Source organism: Acinetobacter sp. YH01009, assembly GCF_013420765.1.
Lineage (GTDB): Bacteria > Pseudomonadota > Gammaproteobacteria > Pseudomonadales > Moraxellaceae > Acinetobacter > Acinetobacter amyesii.
This window is the reverse complement of the sequence record NZ_VOYE01000001.1, coordinates 33,771-55,522: the sequence shown is the minus strand read 5'-3', so window position 1 is coordinate 55,522 and position 21,752 is coordinate 33,771. Positions and strand designations below refer to the sequence as shown.

Here is a 21,752-nt window from a genome sequence, read left to right as displayed (position 1 = left end):
CCACCTAGCCTTAATTTTCAGTGCCGCATGTCTGATTTAAACCAATCTCCCGAAGCAAAAGATCAACTCGATTTAGTCTATGGATTGAATGATCGACCAAAACCTTTTATTGCTTTCCTCGCTGCGTTTCAACATTTATTGGCCATTATTGTCCCAATTGTGACGCCGGGTCTGCTGATCTGTTTGGCACTTGGTGTGTCAAAAGAAGACACCAATATGATTCTTTCGATGTCATTGGTGATCTCTGGTATCGCAACCTTTTTACAATGTAAAAAAGTCGGTCCATTTGGTGCAGGTCTACTGATTGTACAAGGAACCAGCTTTAACTTTATTGGTCCTATTATCGGTATTGGTTCTGCAATGGTTGCGGCAGGTACACCTGTAGAAGCAGTGATGGCATCTATCTTTGGTGTGGTGATCGCGGGTTCATTCATTGAAATGGGCGTATCACGGATCTTACCGTGGGTGAAAAAACTGATCACTCCATTGGTAACAGGTATCGTGGTGTTATTGATTGGTCTGACTTTAATTAAAGAAGGCCTGATCAGCATGGGTGGTGGTTATCAAGCCATGGGCGATAAAACATTTGCCAATGCAGACAACCTCATCATGTCTTGTACCGTTTTGGCACTTATCATTTTACTGAACCGTGTACGTATTACATGGGTAAAGAGTTCTGCCATCCTGATTGCCTTAGTCGTGGGTTACATCCTTGCAGGCTTTATGGGTCATTTAAACTTTGATGGTTTAAAAGATGCGCCACTGGTTCAAATTCCAACACCGATGCACTTTGGCTTAAGCTTCTCTTGGAGCTTGTTCATTCCAATGGCATTTATCTACCTTGTGACATCCTTGGAAGCGATTGGTGATATTACCGCGACTTCTAAGCTTTCAAATCAAGCTGTAGATGGTCCTGAATGGATGAAGCGTATTAAAGGTGGTGTATTGGTGAATGGTGCAAACTCATTCCTTGCCGGTATCTTTAACACGTTCCCAAGTTCTGTATTTGCGCAAAACAACGGTGTCATTCAGTTAACAGGTGTTGCAAGCCGCTATGTGGGCATTTGGATTGCTGCCCTTTTGGTTATTTTAGGCTTACTTCCTGCTGTAGCAGGTGTCATTCAAGCGGTTCCACAAGCCGTGCTTGGTGGTGCTGTGATGGTCATGTTCGGTGCCGTGGCTGCCTCGGGTATCAATATCTTGTCAGGCATTCATTTAGACCGCCGCGCACTATTAATCATTGCGATTTCATTGGCATTGGGTCTAGGTGTTGCACAAGTACCACAAATCCTTGAACATCTTCCTGAATTGTTCCGTAATATCTTCAGTTCAGGCGTTGCCACTGGTGGTATCGCTGCCCTTATTTTGAATATTGTTCTTCCTGAAGTGAAGAAGTAAGTTCATTTGTCAAAGAACACTGCCTAGGTTCCGCCCTAGGCAGTGTTTTTTATGATGGAGAAATCTATGGATCTCACAAGTGAAGTCGTTATACGACAGATCGATTTATTACAAGATCGCGTGCTTTTCGTAAATGCACCGACAGATGACTTACTCAGTCAATTGAATGACAATATTAAGCCATCGATTTGGTGCTGGAATTTTAATGATTTTCAGTACTTTCAAAATCAACAGTCAAACGTCCATTTTGGTGTCGATTTTCCTGAAGGTCAGTTTGATCAAGCGGTTATTTTTGTTCCGAAATCAAAAGAACTGCTAAATTATTTATTACACAATGTCGCAAGTCATCTTGCTCAAGGTGCATCTATTTTCCTCGTGGGTGAGAAAAAAGGCGGTGTTGAACGCGCTGCAAAACAATTACAGCCCTTTGGTAAAACACTAAAAATTGATAGCGCGCGTCACTGTCAAATGTGGCAAACCCTATTGGAAAAAACTGTCACACTGAAGCCACTGCAAGATTGGGTGCAAAAATATCCAGTTGAAACCCCAAATGGTGAGCTTACGATTTGCGCACTGCCGGGTGTCTTTAGCCAGAACCGTTTAGATGTGGGTACGGCTACCTTATTGCCTTATTTATCACAGATGACTTCGGGCAAAATTGCTGATTTTGGCTGTGGAGCGGGTGTTATCAGTGCATATTTAGCCAAACTGAATCCTAAAAATCGTATTTTTGCCATGGATGTAGATGCCTTTGCACTGGCGTCTACACAAATGACATTTGAACAAAATTTGCTTGAACCTGAACAACTTGAAATTAAAGCGGTCACAGGAATCGAGGATGCACCACTATTTTTACATGCCATAGTCAGCAATCCACCCTTCCATCAAGGGATTCAAACCGACTACAATGCCAGTGAAAATCTATGCAAAACTTCGCGCAGACATTTGAAGTCTGGGGGTGAGCTTTGGATTGTTGCCAACCGATTCCTCAATTATCCGACTTTAATTGAGCAGCATTATGGTCAATGTACAATCAAAGCCGACCAACAAGGATTTAAAGTCTTGTTTGCGAGCACGCAAAAAAATCTTAAGGAACAATGATGAGCGAAACTCAAAAACCAGCTCAGCTTCAGCGTAAGTTGGGTGCTCGCCATCTCAACATGATTGCAATTGGTGGATCAATTGGTACAGGTTTATTCCTTGCCTCAGGTGCAACCATTGCCAATGCAGGCCCGGGTGGCGCCCTGCTCGCATACTGCTTAATTGGTATCATGATTTACTTCTTGATGACCAGTTTAGGTGAGCTTGCAACACATAACCCAACTTCGGGTGCATTCTTTACCTACGGCACCAAATATGTCGAGGGCGGTTTCGGCTTCGCTTTGGGTTGGAACTATTGGTACAACTGGGCGATTACCGTGGCATTTGAATTGGTCGCAGTCCAATTCATTATGAAATTCTGGTTTCCAGATATTCCGGGCTTTTACTGGAGTGCGATTTTCCTCGCAATCGTCTTTGCCATTAATGCGCTGACCGTAAAAGGCTTTGGTGAATCTGAATTCTTCTTCTCGCTTGTTAAAGTGCTCGCAATTGTTGCCTTTATCATTATCGGTCTGTTTATGATTGGCAAAATCATGCTGACACCGGGTGTAGAAACATTTGCCAACTGGAGCAAGGGTGAAGCCCCATTTGTCGGTGGTTTATCTGCCTTGATTGGTGTCGCCATGATTGCCGGTTTCTCTTTCCAAGGGACTGAAATGGTTGGTGTGGCTGCAGGTGAATCGAAAGATCCTGAAAAGACCATTCCTATTGCCATCAAGCAAATTTTCTGGCGTATCTTGTTGTTTTATATCGTGTGTATTTTCATTATCGGCACTCTTATTGCCTATGATGACCCACGTTTATTACAAGCAGCATCTACTGAAAATATTGCACTATCACCATTTACCTTACTGTATGAAAAAGCAGGTTTTGCCTTTGCTGCATCGGTGATGAATGCGGTGATCTTGACTGCGATTTTATCAGCGGGTAACTCTGGTATGTACTCCTCTACCCGTATGCTGTTTGATATGGCACGTAAAGGCAGTGCGCCGAAAGTCTTTGGTCGCTTAGATGCACGTGGCGTACCAATGAATGCACTTTATGCAACTACAGCGATTGCGGCACTGTGCTTCTTAACCACATTTATCGGTGAACAAGCGGTCTTTAACTGGTTACTGAACATGTCAGGTATGTGTGGCTTTATTGTGTGGCTCGGTATTGCAGTTTCACATTATCGCTTCCGTAAAGGCTACTTGGCTCAAGGCAATAAATTGGAAGATCTTGCTTACCGTGCAAAATTCTTCCCATTTGCACCGTGGTTTGCCTTTATTTTGTGTGCCATCGTGGTCCTTGGTCAGAACTATCAAGCCGTTTTAGATGGTGAGTGGTTGGCCGTTGTTTCTACCTATATTGGTATTTTCTTATTCCTTGCCATTTGGTTCGGTTATAAGTGGAAACACAAAACTAAGTTGGTTTCCTATCAAGAAATGGATGTAAAACCAATGAAAGTTGATCAAGAATAATGTGATCATTGAATAAAAATAAGCAGCTTCAGGGCTGCTTTTTTATGGCTAAAATTGTATCTCAATACATTCACGCTTTAACAAAATGCTTAGTGTCTATTTAAAGTACGCTGTCTCACCTATAACCGCCAATTTATCTATTCATTCGATCATTTTTAAGCGCTCAAATAAAAACGCCCAATGCAATGCATCAGGCGTTTGTTCAAAAGTAACTACGTTTTCAGGTTAAATTTTTCAATACTTAAGAAGCATTTTGCTGTTGTACAAAGGCAATAAACTCGTCTTCGCTCATCACAGGTACACCCAGCTTTTCAGCCTTTTCTAATTTAGAACCTGCCTTTTCACCTGCAACTACACATTTGGTTTTACCCGAAACACTACCACTGACACGTGCGCCTAAGGCTTGTAGCATTTGCGTCGCTTCATCACGACCCATGGTGCTCAGAGTCCCTGTAATCACCCAACTCTCGCCATTCAGTGGCTGACGACTTGGTGCAACGGGTGCATCCCAATGAATCCCTGCTGCCAACAAACGATCAACCACTTCGAGGTTATGCGGCGCTTGGAAAAAGTCGACAATCCATTCTGCGGTAATATCACCAACGTCTGGCGTTTTTTTCAAGGATTCGAGATCTGCATGACGAATCGCATCAAAAGTTTGGAAAGTATTCGCGAGCATGCGTGCCGTGGTTTCACCCACGCCTCGAATGCCGAGTGCATAAATAAATGCACCTAGCGTCGTTTTCTTACTATTTTCAATGGAGTCAATGAGGTTTTGAACCGACTTCTCACCCATTTTTTCAATGGTCAGTAATTTTTCACGATGCTCATGCAAGCTATAAATATCAGCAACATCTTTGAGTAAATCCAAATGTAAAAGTGATTCCGCCCAACGGTCACCTAAGCCCTCAATGTCCATAGCTTTACGCGATACAAAGTGACGAATCGCCTCAATACGCTGTGCAGCACAGTACAAACCACCTGAACAACGTGCCAAGGCTTCACCTTCTGGCATCACCACTGGAGATGCGCAGACTGGACAACATACAGGTAACTGAACTTCTACCGTATCTACAGGACGGAATTCAGGCCATACTTTTTCCACTTTTGGAATCACATCACCGCTACGGTAGACACTGACCGTATCTCCTACACGTACATCTAAACGGTGAATTTCACCAATATTATGTAGAGTGACATTGGAAACCGTTACGCCACCGACTGCAACAGGATTTAAACGTGCGACTGGAGTTAAAGTCCCTGTACGCCCCACTTGCCAATCAATATTTTCAACCGTCGTGAGCGCTGCAACTGCAGGGAATTTATATGCCGTTGCCCAGCGCGGTTCACGACTTAAAAAGCCCAGTGTTTGCTGTTGCTTCAGGCTGTTTACCTTAATCACCATGCCATCAATTTCAACGCTCAGGCTTGGACGATCAATGATCATTTGCTCATATGCAGCTTGTACGTCCTGAATGCTGTCACATATAAAGTGACGTTCACCGACAGCAAAACCAAACTGTGTCAGCCACTCAAGACTTGCAGACATGGTGATTTGCCCATGATGTGGTTCACACTGTGCAATGCCATAGGCATAAAAAGCCAAAGGACGCGAAGCCGCAATTGCAGGATCGAGTTGACGTAAGCTTCCTGCTGCTGCATTTCGTGGATTGGCAAAGGTTTTTTCACCTTTGGCTTCATTTTCAGCATTAAGCTTTTCAAAGCCTGACTTTGGCATCAGGACTTCACCACGGACTTCAAGCAGACTTGGAATTTCAGTCTGTGTAGAAGTCAGTACTTTAGGTAAATTACGAATGGTTTTGACATTTTGGGTAATGTCTTCCCCAGTTTCACCATCACCCCGTGTCACACCACGGACTAAAATGCCATTTTCATACCAGAGAGAAATGGCCAGTCCATCAAATTTTAATTCGACATCATATTCAATTTTTTGATTCGGCAAGCGCTCTTCCGCACGACGCGCAAAGGCAAATAAATCTTCTGCATTAAACACATTACCCAATGACAACATGGGTACTGCATGGGTTACAGATTCAAACTTAGATAAGGCCTTTCCACCCACTTTTGTAGTTGGTGTATCAGGTTGTACTAAATCAGGGTATTGCTCTTCTAAGGCTTTTAATTGGTGAAAAAGTTGATCATATTCACTGTCCTCAATTTCTGGCGTGTCCATGACATAGTAGGCATGGTTATGCTTCGCCAAGAGTTGAATCAGTTGTCGCATCTGTGCAACGACAGTGGATTGTTGTGTCATACATTCACCATAAAAAAGGGCGGTTCATGCTCCGCCCTCAAATTTCATTATCTGTTGCTATTATAGAAACCCACTCGGTGAGTTTCAATCAAAGACGCTTAGACTTCGATAGCTTGACCTTGACGATAATCAATCGCTTGATGACGCCAATGTTCACGCATCTGCTGTGTAAATTCTTGGTTATTTTGATCATACACAGTACCGTCAATTTCACGTGCAATTAGACGTGAAATGCTGTCCATGGTATCAAAGGCATTTTGCACATCGCTGTGTGGCAGCGCCAAGAAGAAAGCCAAACCTTTTACTTCTTCAGTCGATAAAGTTTCAAGATCAAAACCTTGCGCAGCGCCATCATTATTCATTTGTAATACAGAGAATAATAACTTTGTGCCTTCTTCATCATAGCGATGGAAACAGGCCATTTCGCCAAAACGCAGGCCGTATTTGAGTAACACTTTTAATGCTTTTTCACCCGACAAGGCACGGCTATCAGGGAACACATTTAAGGCGATATAAGTTTCCGCAGTCGCTAAAGCACTTTCTTCATCAACAATTTTTTGTTCATGTAAATGCGCATCCAAAATACTGCTTTCTTCATCAAAATCGCTAATTTCAGCTTTTTCAATTGCACTATTTACACTAAATTCTGGTGCTTTTTCTGCAGGAACAGCGTCAGCCTGAACATTCGTCGCAGGAGTCGCTGCGTGATTGGCATCGGTGGCTACAGTTGCAACCGTTGCAGATTCTGTTGTTTCTGTAGACAATGTATTGTCTTCTGTTGCAGTTTGAGCTTTTTCAACTGAAACGGGATCCGTCGTAGTCGCCTCAGTCTTAGCTTCAACGCTCTGCTCAGTTGGTTCCGTTGCCGTTGCTTCTTGCGTTACATTCGCTTGAACAGTTTCAGTCGCTTCAACCGCTGTAACTTTTTTCTCAGCCAAAGTCGGCTCTACACGTGGCGTGGTTTCAGATGTATTTAACTGATTTCGTACATGGCGCGGAATAACAGGTTGCTGACTATCAGGGTCAATATGTAATTCGGTGTCGAGTGATGGCGCTGCATCCGCAGGTTTACGAAACATCATTCGAATGCCCACAACCATGATAATTACAGCGATTACAATCCCAGCTATAGTGGTGATTTCCATGTTATGCCTCCGCAGCTAAACCGTATTCTTTGGCCTGCTCAATATTCACAGTCACTAATTTTGAAGTTCCTGGTTCTGGCATGGTCACACCAAGTAAGTCAGTTGCCATTGTCATTGCCAGTTTATTGTGTGTAATGTAGATAAATTGCACTTGTTCTGAAAGCTCTTTTACAAGATTACAAAATCTTCCTACATTTGCATCGTCTAAAGGTGCATCGACTTCGTCTAAAACGCAAAATGGTGCAGGATTTAGGCGGAAAATCGCAAAAACCAAAGCCAATGCGGTCAGTGCCTTTTCACCACCTGACAATAATGCTAAAGAGCTATTTCGTTTACCCGGTGGTCGTGCCATCAGTTTTACACCCGATTGCCAACCATCTTCAAGGCTTAAACTTGCTTCACCACCATTAAATACTTTCGGAAACAACTCTTGAAGTTCTGCATTGACCTTATCAAAGGTGGTCATAAACAACTTTCGCGTTTCCTGATCAATGCTTTTCATCGCAGCTTGCAGTTGTTCAACGGTCTTTTGCAAGTCATCAATTTGGTGGCTTAAATCATCAAAGCGTTTAGAAACTTCAGTATATTCTTCTGCCGCAGCTAAGTTGACTGCGCCCAATTTATCAAACTGCTGCTGTGCTTTTTCGAGTTTTTGCTGATGGGATATCACATCAATGCTTAAGCCCGTCAGCATTTCGCTGTTCATTTCTTTCAGCTGTTCAGAATAATGCTGCAAATCAGACTGCACGGATTGCCAAGCCAAACGCTTTTCTTCCAATTGCGTACGCAATTTTTCATCTTGCTGTTGATGTGAATGGCGTTGTTCCGTCAATGTCTGCTGTTTGCTCTGCACGTTATTCAGTTCAAGCTGCCAGTCATTCCAGGTTTTTTGTAAACGTTCAGTGACTTGGGCTTGCTCTGAATACTGTGACTCAAGCGCAGGCAATTCTAACTGTACAGGATCAACAAATTTCTTTGCTTGTTCCATCTGTCCAATAATTTGCTGAGTTTGCGCTTTCAAAAACACCGTGTCTTTTTCTAATAATTCAATCTGTTGTTTCGTCTGTACAGACTGACGACGCACGATTTCCAATTCTTGCTGACTGTGTAATGCCACTTGCTGAGCACTTTCCAGCGCTAGACTCAATTCCTCAACTTGGAATTGCAAGGTTTTATAATTGGGCAAGGCTTGCTCAAGCTTCATCGTCAGCGCATGCAGATCTATTTCCAAATCGTCTTTTTGCATGGCATCTTCTTCAAGCTGCGCTTCAAGTTGCTGCAATTGATCTTCTAACTGCTGCTTTTGTAATGCAAATGCCTGATTGGAACTTTGTACCTTCGCAATCGCAACATCAGCATTTTGAATGTCTTTTTGCCAATTTTTTAATTGGCTATGTTGCTGTTGCAGATTTTGCTGTAAAGCTTGTACGGCATTTTGCAACTCAGGCAATTGGCCTTCTAGTTGCGTCAGCTTTGGCTGCTGCTCTGCAAGTAATTCAGTCAATTCATCTAAACGAATACGGTGGCTCAATGCACCTTGCCCTGCTTGGCTGTCCTCATCATAGTCTAGACCAATCACCCAATCCGCACCGACATGATAACCATCGAGCGTGAGTATCGACTGACCAGCAGCCAGTTTAGCCTGATGACTCAATGCCACCGTCAATGTTTCAGCAATCGCGACCTGCTGCCAGATTGAAAGCTGTGGTGCTTCAATCCACGTCGCCAAAGCGTCTAATCCAACGATTTGTGCTGCGGTGTGATGACTGCCTTTGACCTGACGTGCAATACTGTCTTGAAAATTATCACTGTGTCCCAAGACTTGGGCACTCAGCCATTTAGACAAAAATTTCTCGACCAGTTGTGCATGCTGTTTACCCTGTGTGCTCAACTGCAACTGCTGCATTAAATGTTGACGCTGACTTTGCTGCTTTGGACTAGCTTTAATCATCAATTGATTTAGGTTTTTCTGCTCTGACAACAGCACCTGTATTTCTGACTTTAGCTGCAGCATCATATTTTTATGCTGTGCCTGCTGTTCTTGTGCAGCTGCAAGCAGTGTTTGCGTTTCGGCAATCACCAGCTCTTGTTGCACAATTTGCTGTTCGAGTTGTTGCTTATCTTGCTGATACTGCTCCAACTCATCTTGCTGCGCCTGATGGTGAATTTGACCTCGTTGCTGTTGCAGGGTCTCACGTTGTTGCTCAATACGACCAATATTTTTGGTCAATTGTTCACTCTGCGCCAACATCTGTAGCTTTTGCTGTTGCTGCTTTTCGACTTGCCCACGGCATTGTTCAAATTGTTGAACTGCTTGTTGATGCTGAGCTTTCAAATCGGCCAATTGTTGAGTCTGATCTTGACTACTGCTTTCTTGGCGCTGTAATTGCTCAACAAATCCATCTTGCTGTTCTTGCAGCGTTTCCAGTTGTAACTCTAATAGCTGTAAACGTTCTTTGGTTTGAGCTTTTTGCTTTTCAAGCTCCACCAAACTTGCCGAATTTTGTGCAAATAAACCCTGCTTTTGCTCCAGCGTCATTTTCAACTCAGACAGTTTCTTTTCCGCCTGTTGCCATTCGCTTTGTAATGGCGTGGACTGTTGAATAAGCCGTTGAAATAAAGCACTGGTGGAAGATAAGTCATGCTCAAGGGTGTTCAGCTCAGAACGAACCAGTTTGAAGGTTTCCCCGAGCTCATTCATCTGAAGCGTGTATTCTTGCTGTAAACGCGTGCTTTGTTCACATTGGAAAGACAGCACTTCGATCTTAATAGTACGAATCTGGGTTTCTAATTCTTTGTATTGCACTGCCGTTTCAGACTGACGTTTTAAGGTTTTCAGCTGAGATTTCAGTTCTGATGCAATGTCTTCGAGGCGTTCTAAATTTTGAGTGGTGTGTTCTAGATGCTGTAAAGTTTCACGACGGCGGGCTTGATAGCGAGAAACCCCTGCGGCTTCTTCAATATACACGCGCATTTCTTCAGGTTTGGCATCGACCAAACGGTTGATCATGCCCTGTTCAATAATCGCATACGAACGCGGACCTAAACCGGTACCTAAGAAAATATCAGTAATATCACGACGGCGGCATTTGGTGCCGTTGAGGAAATATTCGGATTTACCATCACGATTGACCTGACGGCGAACTGCCAGTTCAGTATAGGCATTATAAGCACCACCTAACTTGCCATAGGTGTTATCAAAACGCAGTTCAACACTCGCCATCCCGACTGGTTTACGCTTTGCCGTTCCGGTAAAAATAACATCTTGCATGGTGCCACCACGCAATTGACGGGCACTGGATTCACCCATAACCCAACGAATGGCATCAATCACATTGGATTTACCACAGCCGTTCGGTCCAACAACCGCACTACGGTTGCCTTCAAATTTTAGAGTTGTGCTATCGGCAAAAGATTTGAAGCCGGAAAGTTTTAAACTGCTTAAACGCATAATGTCCTGATCAGCGGCGTGAACGTCTCGCCCACGCTAATTCGATTTGTTTCATCCGTGTTAGTGATTCCAACACAAGGTTGCGTAAGTGTCGACAAAAATCTTCCATAAATAAAGTGGCTTGATGTGATTTTCTGATTAAAACTGCATCAGTCACTAATTTAAACAAATCAAAAGATTCTTGTAGTTCACGTCGTGAAATATTCAGTGTCAGGAAATAACTACGTCTGAGTGATGGCAACAATTCTTGGTAATAACGCATCAAGTAGGTATTTCCCACCATTTCATGCTGACGAGCCATGCCCTGAAAAATCAGATCATAAAACTTTTCGGTATTGCCTTGGCGAGTTTCCACGTCTAATTGTTCAAGTAATAACTGAATACGTTCAGCTTCATGGCTGCGCCACGTTTCCGCCATACGATGCACAATTTGACCCAACAATAATGCTGCAATATCAAATAATGAACGCACTTGTAAAGCCGACATTTCAGAGACTAAGGCGCCACGGCGTGGGTAGATTTCAATGAGCTGGGTCCGTTCTAAAATCAATAAAGCTTCACGAACAGAGCCACGGCTCACATCCAATTCGGCCGCAATTCTAAGTTCCTGAATACGCTCGCCTTCGACCAACTCACCGCGAATGATTTGTTCACCGATGTGTTTGGCAATTTGTTCTGACAAACTGTCCGCTTCTTGTTGTTGCATACTGTTCCTATCTTTTTTTTATAAGATGCAATGTTCAGATTTACACTCAATCTATTTGCATTAGAAACGATAAGCAACCTAATTGAACATGACATTGTCTGACAATCTTGTGTCAACAAAGCCAATTTTGTCAGTCAAAACGGACAATCAAGCGCCAAAGGCTTGCACACCTTGATAAATAAAATAGCAACCAACTGTTGTTAATAAGCATGCAAAACAACGCTTTAGCATAAATGGTGACAACATATGAGCCACTTTCGCACCCAATTTCGCAGTGATGAAGCTCATTACACTAATCCCGATAAATGCATAAATATGGATATAACCAATGGTATTGGGAACCTCGATATCGGCATGATGACCAAACCACATAAAGCCGAGTGCCCCTGCAATCGCAATCGGTAAACCACATGCAGCAGAGGTTGCGACCGCTTTTTGCATAATGACGCCGTTTTTATTCAAATACGGGACGGTTAAGCTACCTCCACCAATACCGAAGATCGCAGAGGCAATCCCAATACCCCCCCTGCTGCCATTTGCATGGCTTGTGAGGGTAAATGTTTATTCGGATCGACTGGTGTCGCTGCACCGCGAAACATTTTAAAGGCCACCCAGACCGCAAAAAAGCCAATTAACAGTTGCAAACCCTGCCCTGATAAATAATCTGCAATGCCTGCACCGAGAAATGAACCGATCACCAAACCCGGTGACAAATTCCGAAAGACATTCCACAGCACGGCACCTTTTTTATGATGCGCCGAAACCGAGCTAAGTGAGGTCACAATAATCGTGGCTAAAGATGTGCCCACCGCCATGTGCATAATCACACTGGGATCATATTGAAGTTGGGTAAAGACAATGAATAAAATCGGCACAATAATCAGGCCACCGCCAACACCAAATAGCCCCGCAGCAAAACCAGCGATTGCACCAATCAGTAAATATATGATTAACTCCATCAATATTATTCCACAACTCTCAGATTCAAATGGATTTAGAGACCAGACACTTACAGCAATTGCTGAGCACAGTACCTCAGCCGCCTGAAGTTTTATTACTGAAGCCCATTACCACATCGACCAATGACGATGTTCGTGAGATTGCCAAAAAAGGCATTCAACATGTTTTGGTATGCAGTGAAGAGCAAACTCAGGGGCGTGGGCAACGCGATCATCAATGGGTCTCACCCGTTGGTAATATCTATTTAAGCACATTGCTGAATTTACAAACAGCGATAGATGGACGGCTTGCACTCGAAATTGCCTTAAATATCTTACAAATGCCAAGTTTGCAAAATCTCGCTTTACAAGTGAAATGGCCCAATGACCTGTATAGCCCACAAGGCAAATGGGGCGGGATCTTGATTGAGCCGATTTCGCCACATCAAGCGATTGTCGGCGTTGGCATGAACTTATTTCCGATTCCATCCGCAGGAATTGAGCAACGTGCAACCTCGTTATCTGAACTCGGACTTCCCTCGCCAAACCGTTTGCAGTTAATTTCTGAACTATATGCAGCGATTCAACTTGCAGGTGAATGGTTCGATCATAACTGCTATAACCTCGCTGCACGATTCAACCATTATGCTGCATTTATGCAACAGCCCGTTGAACTTGAACACCTGCAAGGCAAAAGCCAAGGCCGCTTTCTCGGTATTGAAAATGATGGTTCGATCAACATCCAAACTTCGCAGCACTTAGAAAATCATTTCCAAGGTCGCTTACGTTTAGCAGATCAACCATAAAACAGGATTGCAAAGGCCTACTGATGAAAAAATTATGGCTCGATGTCGGTAATACCCGGCTGAAATACTGGATTACCGAACACGATCAAATTATAGAGCATGCTGCGGAACTGCATTTACAGTCGCCTGCCGAACTCCTACTCGGTTTAATCCAGCACTTTAAAAGTTTGGACTTAGGTCAGGTCGGGATTTCCTCGGTACTCGACAAAAAAAATAATGATCGGATTCAAAAAATTCTTAAATTTTTAGCCGTTCCTGTCACTATTGCCAAAGTACATGCCGAATATGCGGGCTTACGCTGTGCATATGAAGACACCAGTAAATTCGGGATCGACCGTTGGCTGCAAATGCTGGCTGTGGTCAAAGACCCTACACAAAAATACTGTGTCATTAGCTGTGGCACGGCACTCACCATTGACTTAACGGATGGCTTACAACATTTAGGCGGCTATATTTTGCCAAATTTGTATTTGCAACGTGATTCGCTCATCCAAAACACCAAAGGCATTAAAATTCCAGATGCCACCTTTGATGAGCTGTCTCCTGGTAAAAACACCATAGATGCTGTTCATCATGGCATCTTGCTCAGCTTGGTCAGCACCATTGAAAAGGTTCTCGACAAATATCCAAGTCAGTTGATTTTAACCGGTGGCGATGCTGCGCTATTTGCACGCTATTTAGAACAATATCAGCCAGCTGTCGAAGCAGATTTGCTGCTTCGAGGCCTACAAAGTTATGTAAATGGCGTGTAATTTAGCCATTTTTTGATAGCAAACTGTGAAAGCGTGATGATCAATGATCATCACGCTTTTTTTACAATCATTTCATACAAGCATAATTACAAATTGTATCGCGATTCATGACCTTTTTTCGCCCAACGAATTACAATAGCCTGCGATGATCGACAGATACATCAGCAACTTTATAATTTAAAAATGTCTTTCAAGATAGAATATAAGACGAAGAGTATAGATATGAAATTTAAAAATTTACTGGGTTTAAGCCTGCTCACCTCTACATTATTCTTCGGCGGTTGTACCACGACACAAAATCTAGCCAACTCTAAAATCCCTGCCGAAATCAAATCACAGCTCAGCACCTCTGAAGCAGTTTTGGGCTATTTTGGAGATGAAGATAATCCCGATTACTGCGGCTGCGTATCGTATATTGATTCAAGTTATTACATGACCCCAGTCAAAGACGGCTATTACCGTGTACTTTTAGGTCGTAATGCCACAGGAGATTTTTTAGTTCAAGATTTTTACCAAGAAACCAAAACCCCTCAATCCTCACCTGCTTGGGTCAAAGATCCGATGAAACTATTTAGTTTTAGTGGCAGTGACATCGAAGGCCCAGTAACACTTTATCGCAAAAACGGCAAAGTAGAATCAACCTTTGTGAATCAAGATGGCGTGAGCATCCAAGGTGAAGAGTTTTATCCAACAGGACAACGTGGCGCAGCGTATAAAGTCGATGAAAATGGCAATGATGCCTATCGCTTATGGTATGCCTCAGGAAAAATTGCGGCTGAATATGTCGTCGATACCGATGGTGAATATGTTGGTGCTTATAAAGCATGGCAGGAAGATGGTCGCGAAGCCAATGATGACATTGACGACATTCGTGAACGTGTTGCTTTAGAACTCGACTGATCTATCAAAAGATCGATCAAACAAAAAGGCGCAGATTGCGCCTTTTTTCTCTTCAATTGCACCTATTGCATGATCAATTTTAGTTTTCACGATTACCTGATTTACAAAACACGCGATCTATTAAACACGCGCATACAACCTACCTAAGCCGTTAAAATCGGCTTTAATACGTGCCACAGTTGTGGAATCTCAGAAAAGCCATCCTGTGCTGTGAAATGCCCCGCTTCTTTCACCTCATAAATTTGTGCATTTATAAAATTGCCCAATTGGATCGCAACCGGCGGCGGCACGATAGGATCATTGGATGAAATCAAACTGATACAAATTGGCATATAGGTCTGTAAAACACCACTATCCATTTTTGCACGTTGAATAAATGCGGTTAATTCAGGTTGTGTCGGTAAACTACTTTTAAAACCCGATACAAAAACGCCCGCTTTAATCCGTGTGCCATGCTTTTCAAAATATTGATTGAGATAATGCAGCGTGGTTAAACACCCCAAACCATGTGCAATCACAATGGTATTTTCATCCAAATCAGGCATTTGCAACGCTAGAAATTTCTGCCAATGGTCAAAATCAGGTTGTGCCGCATTTGCCATCACGATGCGTCGAGAATAATGTCCTGCTTCTTGCAGCTTTCGTCCCAACCAAGGAAACCAATGATCATTAGGCGATGCATCATGACCATGAACAATATAGATCTTTTGGCTTTCTGGCGTATGCGGTGTATTCATGATTTGATTCTTATTTTAGGTGATTATTTTTAGTGAAGCTTTCAATTTGCAGTTCGGCAAATTTTCACCTCTGTTTTAAACCTGTCACCTACACGCTCTCAATGTCAATTTGGCATCTTTTTGTAATGATTTAGCTCAGTTCGGTATCTATCTGCTGGTATAGCAAGATTCCTTCATCCAGTACTTGCTATCAAATGTACCCTACCACTTTACTTGAACGCACAGTCTCGTCAAATTGCAGCCATAAAAAAAGGCGCAGAAAGCGCCTTTTTTTCAGTCCAAATTACTTCGGATCTTTACTGCCAAACAATGGACCCATGCCACCGCCGCCAAATTGTTTTTGCATATTGCCTAATGATTTCATCATTTTTGCCATACCCGTTGGGTTGGCAAATTTCTTCATCATTTTCGCCATTTGCGCATGTTGCTTGATGAGTTTATTCACTTCAGCAACATCCATACCACAGCCTGCTGCAATACGTTTTTTACGGCTTGGATTCATCAAGTCTGGGTTACGACGTTCTTTAATGGTCATCGATTGAATAATCGCTTCCATTTTCTTCACTTGCTTTTCAGGATTTGCTTGTGCAATTGCATCTTGAATCCCTGAGTTGCTCATGCCTGGAAGTTTATCCAGGAAGCCCATCATACCGCCCATTTTGTTCATTTGTTCAAACTGCATCAGCATATCTTCAAAGTTGAAGCTACCGCCTTTTTGCAGTTTTTTCGCCATTTTTTCGGCTTTTTCTTTGTCGATTTTACGTTCAACTTCTTCGACCAAAGAAAGTACGTCACCCATACCCAAAATACGCTGTGCGATACGTTCAGGATGGAATGGCTCTAGGGCATCGAGTTTTTCACCCATACCCAAGAATTTAATCGGCTTGCCAGTAATAGCACGAACAGAAAGTGCCGCACCACCACGTGCATCACCATCCGTTTTTGTCAGGATCACACCTGTTAAAGGCAAAGCATCATTAAAGGCTTTTGCCGTATTCGCCGCATCCTGACCGGTCATGGCATCAACCACGAACAATGTTTCAGTCGGCTTAATTGCTGCATGAAGCTCTTTAATTTCATCCATCATTTCGTCGTCTACATGTAAACGACCTGCTGTATCGACAATCAAGACATCAGCAAATTGAATTTTTGCTTGCTCAATCGCACGATTAGCGATGGTAATTGGTTTTTCGTCTGCGCTTGATTCAAAGAAAATCGCGCCAACTTCACCTGCAACCGTTTGTAGCTGCTTAATCGCTGCTGGACGATAAACGTCGGCAGACACCATTGCTACTTTTTTCTTTTGACGTTCTTGTAAGAAACGTGCAAGTTTTGCCGCAGTGGTTGTTTTACCCGCACCTTGCAAACCTGCAAGTAGCACAACAACTGGTGGTTTTGCCGCTAGGTCTAGGCTTTCATTCGCCTCACCCATCATTTTGGTCAATTCGTCATGAACGATTTTGACGAAAGCCTGCCCCGGTGATAACTGAGTCATCACTTCTTGGCCCAATGCTTCTTCCTTAACTTTCGCGATGAATTCACGAGTTACAGGTAACGCAACATCGGCTTCAAGAAGTGCCATACGTACTTCGCGTAACGTATCTTTAATATTGTCTTCGGTTAGCTGCCCTGAGCCAGTAACATTTCTTAAACTCTGCGTGAGTCGTTCTGTTAAGGTATCAAACATTGCAAAATCCGCTTAAAATAGCCATGAGCAAAAAATTGTTTCTTAAAATAGAAAATTTATGCATAGAATGCTATAGGATACTTTAGTTCTTGCAGAATTTATATAAATGAATATTCAACATCCTGAAAAAGGTTTGACATGATCAGTCTCCCCTTGGTTTACACGATCCTAGCATTAATCGCTTATACCACGTCTTTTTGGTATTTATTCAGCCATTTAATGTCTAAACGTGCGCCGAACCATTGGTTTATTGGTGTTGTACTTGGTTTAGGCATGTTATTGCATGCAGGTGTTTTATATAACGACATGTTGACGCCTATGGGTGTGAACTATGACGTGTTCAACCTGATGTCTTTCACTTCAGGTCTCATGCTATTGCTCAGTGTGTTATTTAGTACCTATCGACCTGTGCTGGCAATGAACCTGTTGGGCATTCCTGTGGCAGCGACAGGGTTGATTTTGGGCTTCGCATTTAGTCGACAAAATCAATTTATAGAACAACATTCGCTGGGTTTAGACATCCATATTATTTTGTCGCTTTCCGCGTATGCCGTCCTGCTGATGGCAACTATTCAAGCGGTTATTTTGCGTTTACAAGACCGTGAACTAAAAAACAAGCAGAAAAAGCGTGTATGGGTGAGCCTGCTTCCATCCTTCCAAGCCATGGAATCTTTACTATTTGACTTATTGATTGCTGGTTTTGCACTACTGACCGTGGCACTTGGGTTTGGTTTCTTCACCATCGATAACTTCTTTGCACAGCATTTGGCGCATAAAACTGCCTTTAGCATCATTTCATGGTTCGTCTATGGTGCCTTGCTCATTGGGCATTATCGATTCGGCTGGCGTGGTCAAAAAGCCATTCGCTTTACCATCATTGGTTTTTGTCTCTTGGCAGTCGGCTTTATTGGTTCTAAGTTTATTTTAGAAATGGTTTTAGGCCGCTAAGTCGACGATGAAACGATTTTAAGTTTTATAAAGAAGTAAGTTTTATTACGAAGGGAGCTAAGGCTCTCTTTTTTTTTTATAGCTTGATTATTCACACAGAAATAACAGGCATAAAAAAAGCGCTATACAGCGCTTTTTTTTCATTACGTCTAAATTATAGAGCAACGATGTTTACAGCATTCGGGCCTTTTTGACCTTGAGCGATGCTGAAAGAAACCTTTTGGCCTTCTTGCAAAGTTTTGAAGCCAGAACCAGTGATTTCGCTGAAGTGAGCAAAAACGTCAGGACCGTTGTCTTGTGCAATAAAACCGAAACCTTTAGTTTCGTTGAACCATTTAACTGTACCAGTAACTGTATTAGACATAATAATACCTATTAATTTGTTGATTTAGCCATTGGATGATGACTGACTATAACTTGGAAAATAATAAAGAATTGAACTTCATTTCTGTAAAAAACGAAGGATTATGACTAACACTGCGATACTTAAAGAAAATTTACGAAACAATACTTTTTTTCTAGTTGCTGCCATCATACATGAAATCTTAAAATATTCAAGCACAGTATATGTTGTTGATTCCATTAAAAAACAACAGTAAAAGCCATCTTCTTATTATTACTATCCATCTGTATTTACTCATTTTATTGTTTAAGTTTTATGTCAGTCAAGACTTTACGACTTTGGTCCTAATTTCACCAAATAATTACATAAAATTTTGTGATTTCGTATTCCGCGTCACCAGAAGCACAAAACCTAGACATCCCTTTCAAAACCACGTATAACTCCGTTTTTCAATTTTTGGCTGTGTGACCGTGAAACTTGTTCTTGCGCCGATGGAAGGCTTAACCGACCCAATTATGCGAGATGTGTTGACGCATGTGGGGAGTTTTGACTGGTGTGTAACCGAGTTTATCCGTGTCACGGACTCTGTCCTGCCCGACCATATTTATCATAGCTATTGTCCTGAACTAAACAATGAGGGCAAAACTGCAGCAGGAACACCGGTTCATGTGCAGTTCTTAGGTAACAATCCCACTATGCTCGCGGCAAATGCTGTACGCGCGGTAGAACTTGGTGCCCCTGCAATTGATATGAACTTTGGTTGCCCTGCAAAAACCGTCAACCGCCACCGTGGCGGTTCAGTTCTGCTAGATGAGCCTGAAGTGGTGTATGAGTTAGTCAAAGCTGTGCGTGATGCTGTTCCGAGTCATATTCCTGTATCGGCAAAAATGCGTTTGGGTTATATGGATCATAACTTCACCATGGAAAATGCGCATGCCATCGAAGATGCGGGTGCCGCATGGGTTACAGTCCATGCGCGAACCAAAGCCGATGGTTATACCCCGCCTGCCTTTTGGGATCAGTTGCAACCCATTCGTGAAGCATTGAAAATTAACGTGATTGCCAACGGTGAAATTTGGAACAATGCCGATGCCAAACAATGCCAACTCGAATCTGGTTGTGAAGACCTGATGATTGGTCGTGCTGCGGTGACCACCCCTGACATTACACAGTGTATTCGTCGTAATACCGATGAGCCGCTGATTACATGGCATGAACTGCTTGGCTTACAAATTCGTTTCTTAAACGGTTCGTATAAAAAAGAAATGAATATGGTCGGTCGTTATAAACAATGGCTCGGCATGATGTCGAAGCACTATCCAGAAGCCAAAGTCCTTTGGGATGAAGTAAAACGTGTCAAACCACTTGATGAAATCGTGCAAAAACTCAAAGCCGGTATGTAAGTTTTAAAGCACATCGCCCAATATGAAAACGAAAAAGTGTGAAAACAGCTATCTCAGCGTAGCCGCAGAGCCTTTGATTACACCTACAGTGTTCAAAGGCTTTGTTGTTTGGCAAACTCTAAAATTGCATCGATCTCATCTGCCAAAAACTCTTTCGGATGTTCCGAAGTCGGGTTCATCACCAAGCTTGCGCCTTTGGTAATGGCAAACAATTTTTCAGCACTGATCATGACAAATTCTGCGTCTGCGCCAACATCCTGTTGAAGCATCGCAAGACTCAGAAAGAATGGAATGGCTTGCTCGCCCTGCTCCTTTTCCATCAATTGAAAATGTAAATGCTGCTCAGCATCACGCTCACCCAGACAATACACTTGGCTGGCTAAAAGTTGCTGATAAAAGTCTTGGTATTGCTCAGGATGATCTAAAGTCGATTCATAAAGATGTTGAAGCGTGTCGTTCATTGTTATTGTCCGTCTATTTTTATCAGTCAGATACTGTTCACCATCCACAGCATACAGGAAGTTTATGAATTATGCCGTTGATTTAAATCTTCAACGTGCTGTCGATTTGTTTTCCACGATTTTTCTAAAATTTCTTTTTCTAAACGCAACTGTATTCGTTTAAGTTTCATTTCAGAGACCACGGGTTGCTGAAAGGTTTGAACATAGTCCACCCAAGCTGTACCCCGAAATACATTCGACGGCATCTCTGTTTTAAACACTGCTTCAGGCATAAAAACAATCACAGAATGCATATTGTCTTTATCCACAATATCGCTCAACACCTGTTCTAACACTTTCATATGTTTATAATTTTGGTGAATTGGATATTGAAATTTAAAACTTTTTTTATAAATCTTTTGCGTCCATTGTTTTTGTCTCTCGCTCCCAAAAATCCAGCCCTTATAGTTTTTAGTTTCAATCACAAACACACCAAATGGGCTTAAAAGAAGATGATCAATTTGAGTTGTAGCTCCTTCGCCATCTGGTAAGGTCAAATCATTTAACAAGATATAATGGTCTTTCAAATAAAGTTTGACATGAACGGCGACAGCAAACTCCCCCATTTTCCCCTTTAAATAAGGTTTAAATGCTTTGATTGCCCCCACAATCAGTAACAATGGAATTAGCCACCACAACGTCGAAATGAAGGGTGCAAAGATTTGAGAAATATTCATTAATTTGATTCATTATTTTAAATAAGTATATTTTCTATTTTATTGTAATTTCTCAATTTTTAACAATATTTCTTTATTTTCTAGACCACCCGCAAAACCCACTAATTTTCCATTTGCGCCCACGACACGATGACAAGGTGCAATAATTGAAATTGGATTTTTACCATTGGCTGCACCGACAGCACGTACGGCTTTGACATTGCCGATCTGCTCTGCAATTTGTTTATAACTGCGAGTTTCTCCAAAAGGAATCGTCAGTAAAGCTTGCCAAACTTGTTGCTGAAATGCGGTGCCTTCAAAGTCTAGCGGCAAGTCAAATTGCTGTCTTTTACCTGCAAAATATTCATTTAATTGCTGTGCGGTTTTGAGCAAAATCGGGTGTTGCAGATCTTCAACCAAAGCCGCCAATCGCACACGATTAGGGTTTTCATTTTCCCAAAGAACAGCCACCAATGCGGTTTCATGTGCAACAAGTTTTAATTGTCCAACGGGTGAATCTAAAAACTGATAAGAAAGTTGCAT

At 42.4% G+C, this 21,752-nt stretch carries 18 protein-coding genes and 1 pseudogene; 8 read left to right on the top strand and 11 right to left on the bottom strand.

From position 1 onward, the window contains the following. The first annotated feature begins 27 nt into the window (after positions 1 to 27). From FTT76_RS00260 to FTT76_RS00250, 3 genes are all read left to right on the top strand, one after another. A complete protein-coding gene (locus FTT76_RS00260) occupies positions 28 to 1,398 on the top strand; it encodes a uracil-xanthine permease family protein (protein WP_078191151.1) in 1,371 nt (456 codons plus the stop codon). A gap of 66 nt (positions 1,399 to 1,464) precedes the next feature. Further along, positions 1,465 to 2,499, top strand: coding sequence for a methyltransferase (locus tag FTT76_RS00255; protein ID WP_168378529.1), 1,035 nt, complete (start codon positions 1,465 to 1,467; stop codon positions 2,497 to 2,499). After that, positions 2,499 to 3,962, top strand: a complete 1,464-nt coding sequence (locus FTT76_RS00250; protein ID WP_180005021.1) for an amino acid permease — start codon at positions 2,499 to 2,501, stop codon at positions 3,960 to 3,962. The genes FTT76_RS00255 and FTT76_RS00250 overlap by 1 nt, the downstream gene beginning before the upstream one ends. A gap of 241 nt (positions 3,963 to 4,203) precedes the next feature. Here FTT76_RS00250 and ligA read toward each other — a convergent pair whose 3' ends face one another. The 5 genes and pseudogenes from ligA to FTT76_RS00225 all read right to left on the bottom strand — a co-directional run bounded on the left by ligA (position 4,204) and on the right by FTT76_RS00225 (position 12,498). Then, complete coding sequence (gene ligA, locus FTT76_RS00245) at positions 4,204 to 6,237, bottom strand: NAD-dependent DNA ligase LigA (protein ID WP_180008502.1); 2,034 nt, start codon at positions 6,235 to 6,237, stop codon at positions 4,204 to 4,206. Between the two features lie 98 nt (positions 6,238 to 6,335). After that, positions 6,336 to 7,382: a cell division protein ZipA C-terminal FtsZ-binding domain-containing protein gene (locus FTT76_RS00240; protein ID WP_180189956.1), complete on the bottom strand. Its 1,047-nt coding sequence runs from the start codon at positions 7,380 to 7,382 to the stop codon at positions 6,336 to 6,338. Between the two features lies 1 nt (position 7,383). Then, entirely contained in the window at positions 7,384 to 10,833 is a 3,450-nt protein-coding gene (gene smc, locus FTT76_RS00235) for a chromosome segregation protein SMC (protein WP_180189955.1), read from the bottom strand. A gap of 10 nt (positions 10,834 to 10,843) precedes the next feature. Next, the gene (locus FTT76_RS00230; RefSeq protein ID WP_078191157.1) at positions 10,844 to 11,539 is read right to left on the bottom strand and encodes a GntR family transcriptional regulator; all 696 of its coding nucleotides are present in this window, start codon (positions 11,537 to 11,539) and stop codon (positions 10,844 to 10,846) included. A 147-nt stretch (positions 11,540 to 11,686) separates the two neighbouring features. Further along, positions 11,687 to 12,498: pseudogene (locus FTT76_RS00225) on the bottom strand (sulfite exporter TauE/SafE family protein). 29 nt (positions 12,499 to 12,527) lie between these two features. Here FTT76_RS00225 and FTT76_RS00220 point away from each other — a divergent pair. The 3 genes from FTT76_RS00220 to FTT76_RS00210 all read left to right on the top strand — a co-directional run bounded on the left by FTT76_RS00220 (position 12,528) and on the right by FTT76_RS00210 (position 14,935). Further along, the gene (locus FTT76_RS00220; RefSeq protein WP_180048987.1) at positions 12,528 to 13,283 is read left to right on the top strand and encodes a biotin--[acetyl-CoA-carboxylase] ligase; all 756 of its coding nucleotides are present in this window, start codon (positions 12,528 to 12,530) and stop codon (positions 13,281 to 13,283) included. A gap of 23 nt (positions 13,284 to 13,306) precedes the next feature. Next, a complete protein-coding gene (locus FTT76_RS00215) occupies positions 13,307 to 14,035 on the top strand; it encodes a type III pantothenate kinase (protein ID WP_180048988.1) in 729 nt (242 codons plus the stop codon). A gap of 222 nt (positions 14,036 to 14,257) precedes the next feature. Further along, positions 14,258 to 14,935, top strand: a complete 678-nt coding sequence (locus FTT76_RS00210) for a hypothetical protein (protein WP_180048989.1) — start codon at positions 14,258 to 14,260, stop codon at positions 14,933 to 14,935. Positions 14,936 to 15,078: 143 nt separating this feature from the next. On the opposite strand, the gene FTT76_RS00205 is transcribed toward FTT76_RS00210, so the two are convergent. Both FTT76_RS00205 and ffh read right to left on the bottom strand, forming a co-directional pair. Next, complete coding sequence (locus FTT76_RS00205; RefSeq protein WP_180048990.1) at positions 15,079 to 15,672, bottom strand: alpha/beta hydrolase; 594 nt, start codon at positions 15,670 to 15,672, stop codon at positions 15,079 to 15,081. 283 nt (positions 15,673 to 15,955) lie between these two features. Beyond that, positions 15,956 to 17,359 carry a signal recognition particle protein gene (gene ffh, locus FTT76_RS00200; RefSeq protein WP_078191163.1) on the bottom strand — a complete coding sequence of 468 codons (1,404 nt, stop codon included), beginning with the start codon at positions 17,357 to 17,359 and terminating at the stop codon, positions 15,956 to 15,958. A 138-nt stretch (positions 17,360 to 17,497) separates the two neighbouring features. On the opposite strand from ffh, the gene FTT76_RS00195 reads away from it, so the two are divergent. Beyond that, positions 17,498 to 18,307, top strand: coding sequence for an inner membrane protein YpjD (locus FTT76_RS00195; RefSeq protein ID WP_078191164.1), 810 nt, complete (start codon positions 17,498 to 17,500; stop codon positions 18,305 to 18,307). A gap of 154 nt (positions 18,308 to 18,461) precedes the next feature. On the opposite strand, the gene FTT76_RS00190 is transcribed toward FTT76_RS00195, so the two are convergent. Then, entirely contained in the window at positions 18,462 to 18,671 is a 210-nt protein-coding gene (locus FTT76_RS00190; protein ID WP_067761877.1) for a cold-shock protein, read from the bottom strand. A gap of 449 nt (positions 18,672 to 19,120) precedes the next feature. On the opposite strand from FTT76_RS00190, the gene FTT76_RS00185 reads away from it, so the two are divergent. Next, the gene (locus FTT76_RS00185) at positions 19,121 to 20,053 is read left to right on the top strand and encodes a tRNA-dihydrouridine synthase (RefSeq protein ID WP_180048991.1); all 933 of its coding nucleotides are present in this window, start codon (positions 19,121 to 19,123) and stop codon (positions 20,051 to 20,053) included. A gap of 92 nt (positions 20,054 to 20,145) precedes the next feature. On the opposite strand, the gene FTT76_RS00180 is transcribed toward FTT76_RS00185, so the two are convergent. The 3 genes from FTT76_RS00180 to FTT76_RS00170 all read right to left on the bottom strand — a co-directional run bounded on the left by FTT76_RS00180 (position 20,146) and on the right by FTT76_RS00170 (position 21,752). Then, positions 20,146 to 20,514, bottom strand: a complete 369-nt coding sequence (locus tag FTT76_RS00180; RefSeq protein WP_180048992.1) for an SseB family protein — start codon at positions 20,512 to 20,514, stop codon at positions 20,146 to 20,148. Between the two features lie 62 nt (positions 20,515 to 20,576). Beyond that, the gene (locus FTT76_RS00175; RefSeq protein ID WP_180189954.1) at positions 20,577 to 21,230 is read right to left on the bottom strand and encodes a nuclease-related domain-containing protein; all 654 of its coding nucleotides are present in this window, start codon (positions 21,228 to 21,230) and stop codon (positions 20,577 to 20,579) included. A 39-nt stretch (positions 21,231 to 21,269) separates the two neighbouring features. Further along, positions 21,270 to 21,752 carry a methylated-DNA--[protein]-cysteine S-methyltransferase gene (locus FTT76_RS00170; RefSeq protein ID WP_168378519.1) on the bottom strand — a complete coding sequence of 161 codons (483 nt, stop codon included), beginning with the start codon at positions 21,750 to 21,752 and terminating at the stop codon, positions 21,270 to 21,272.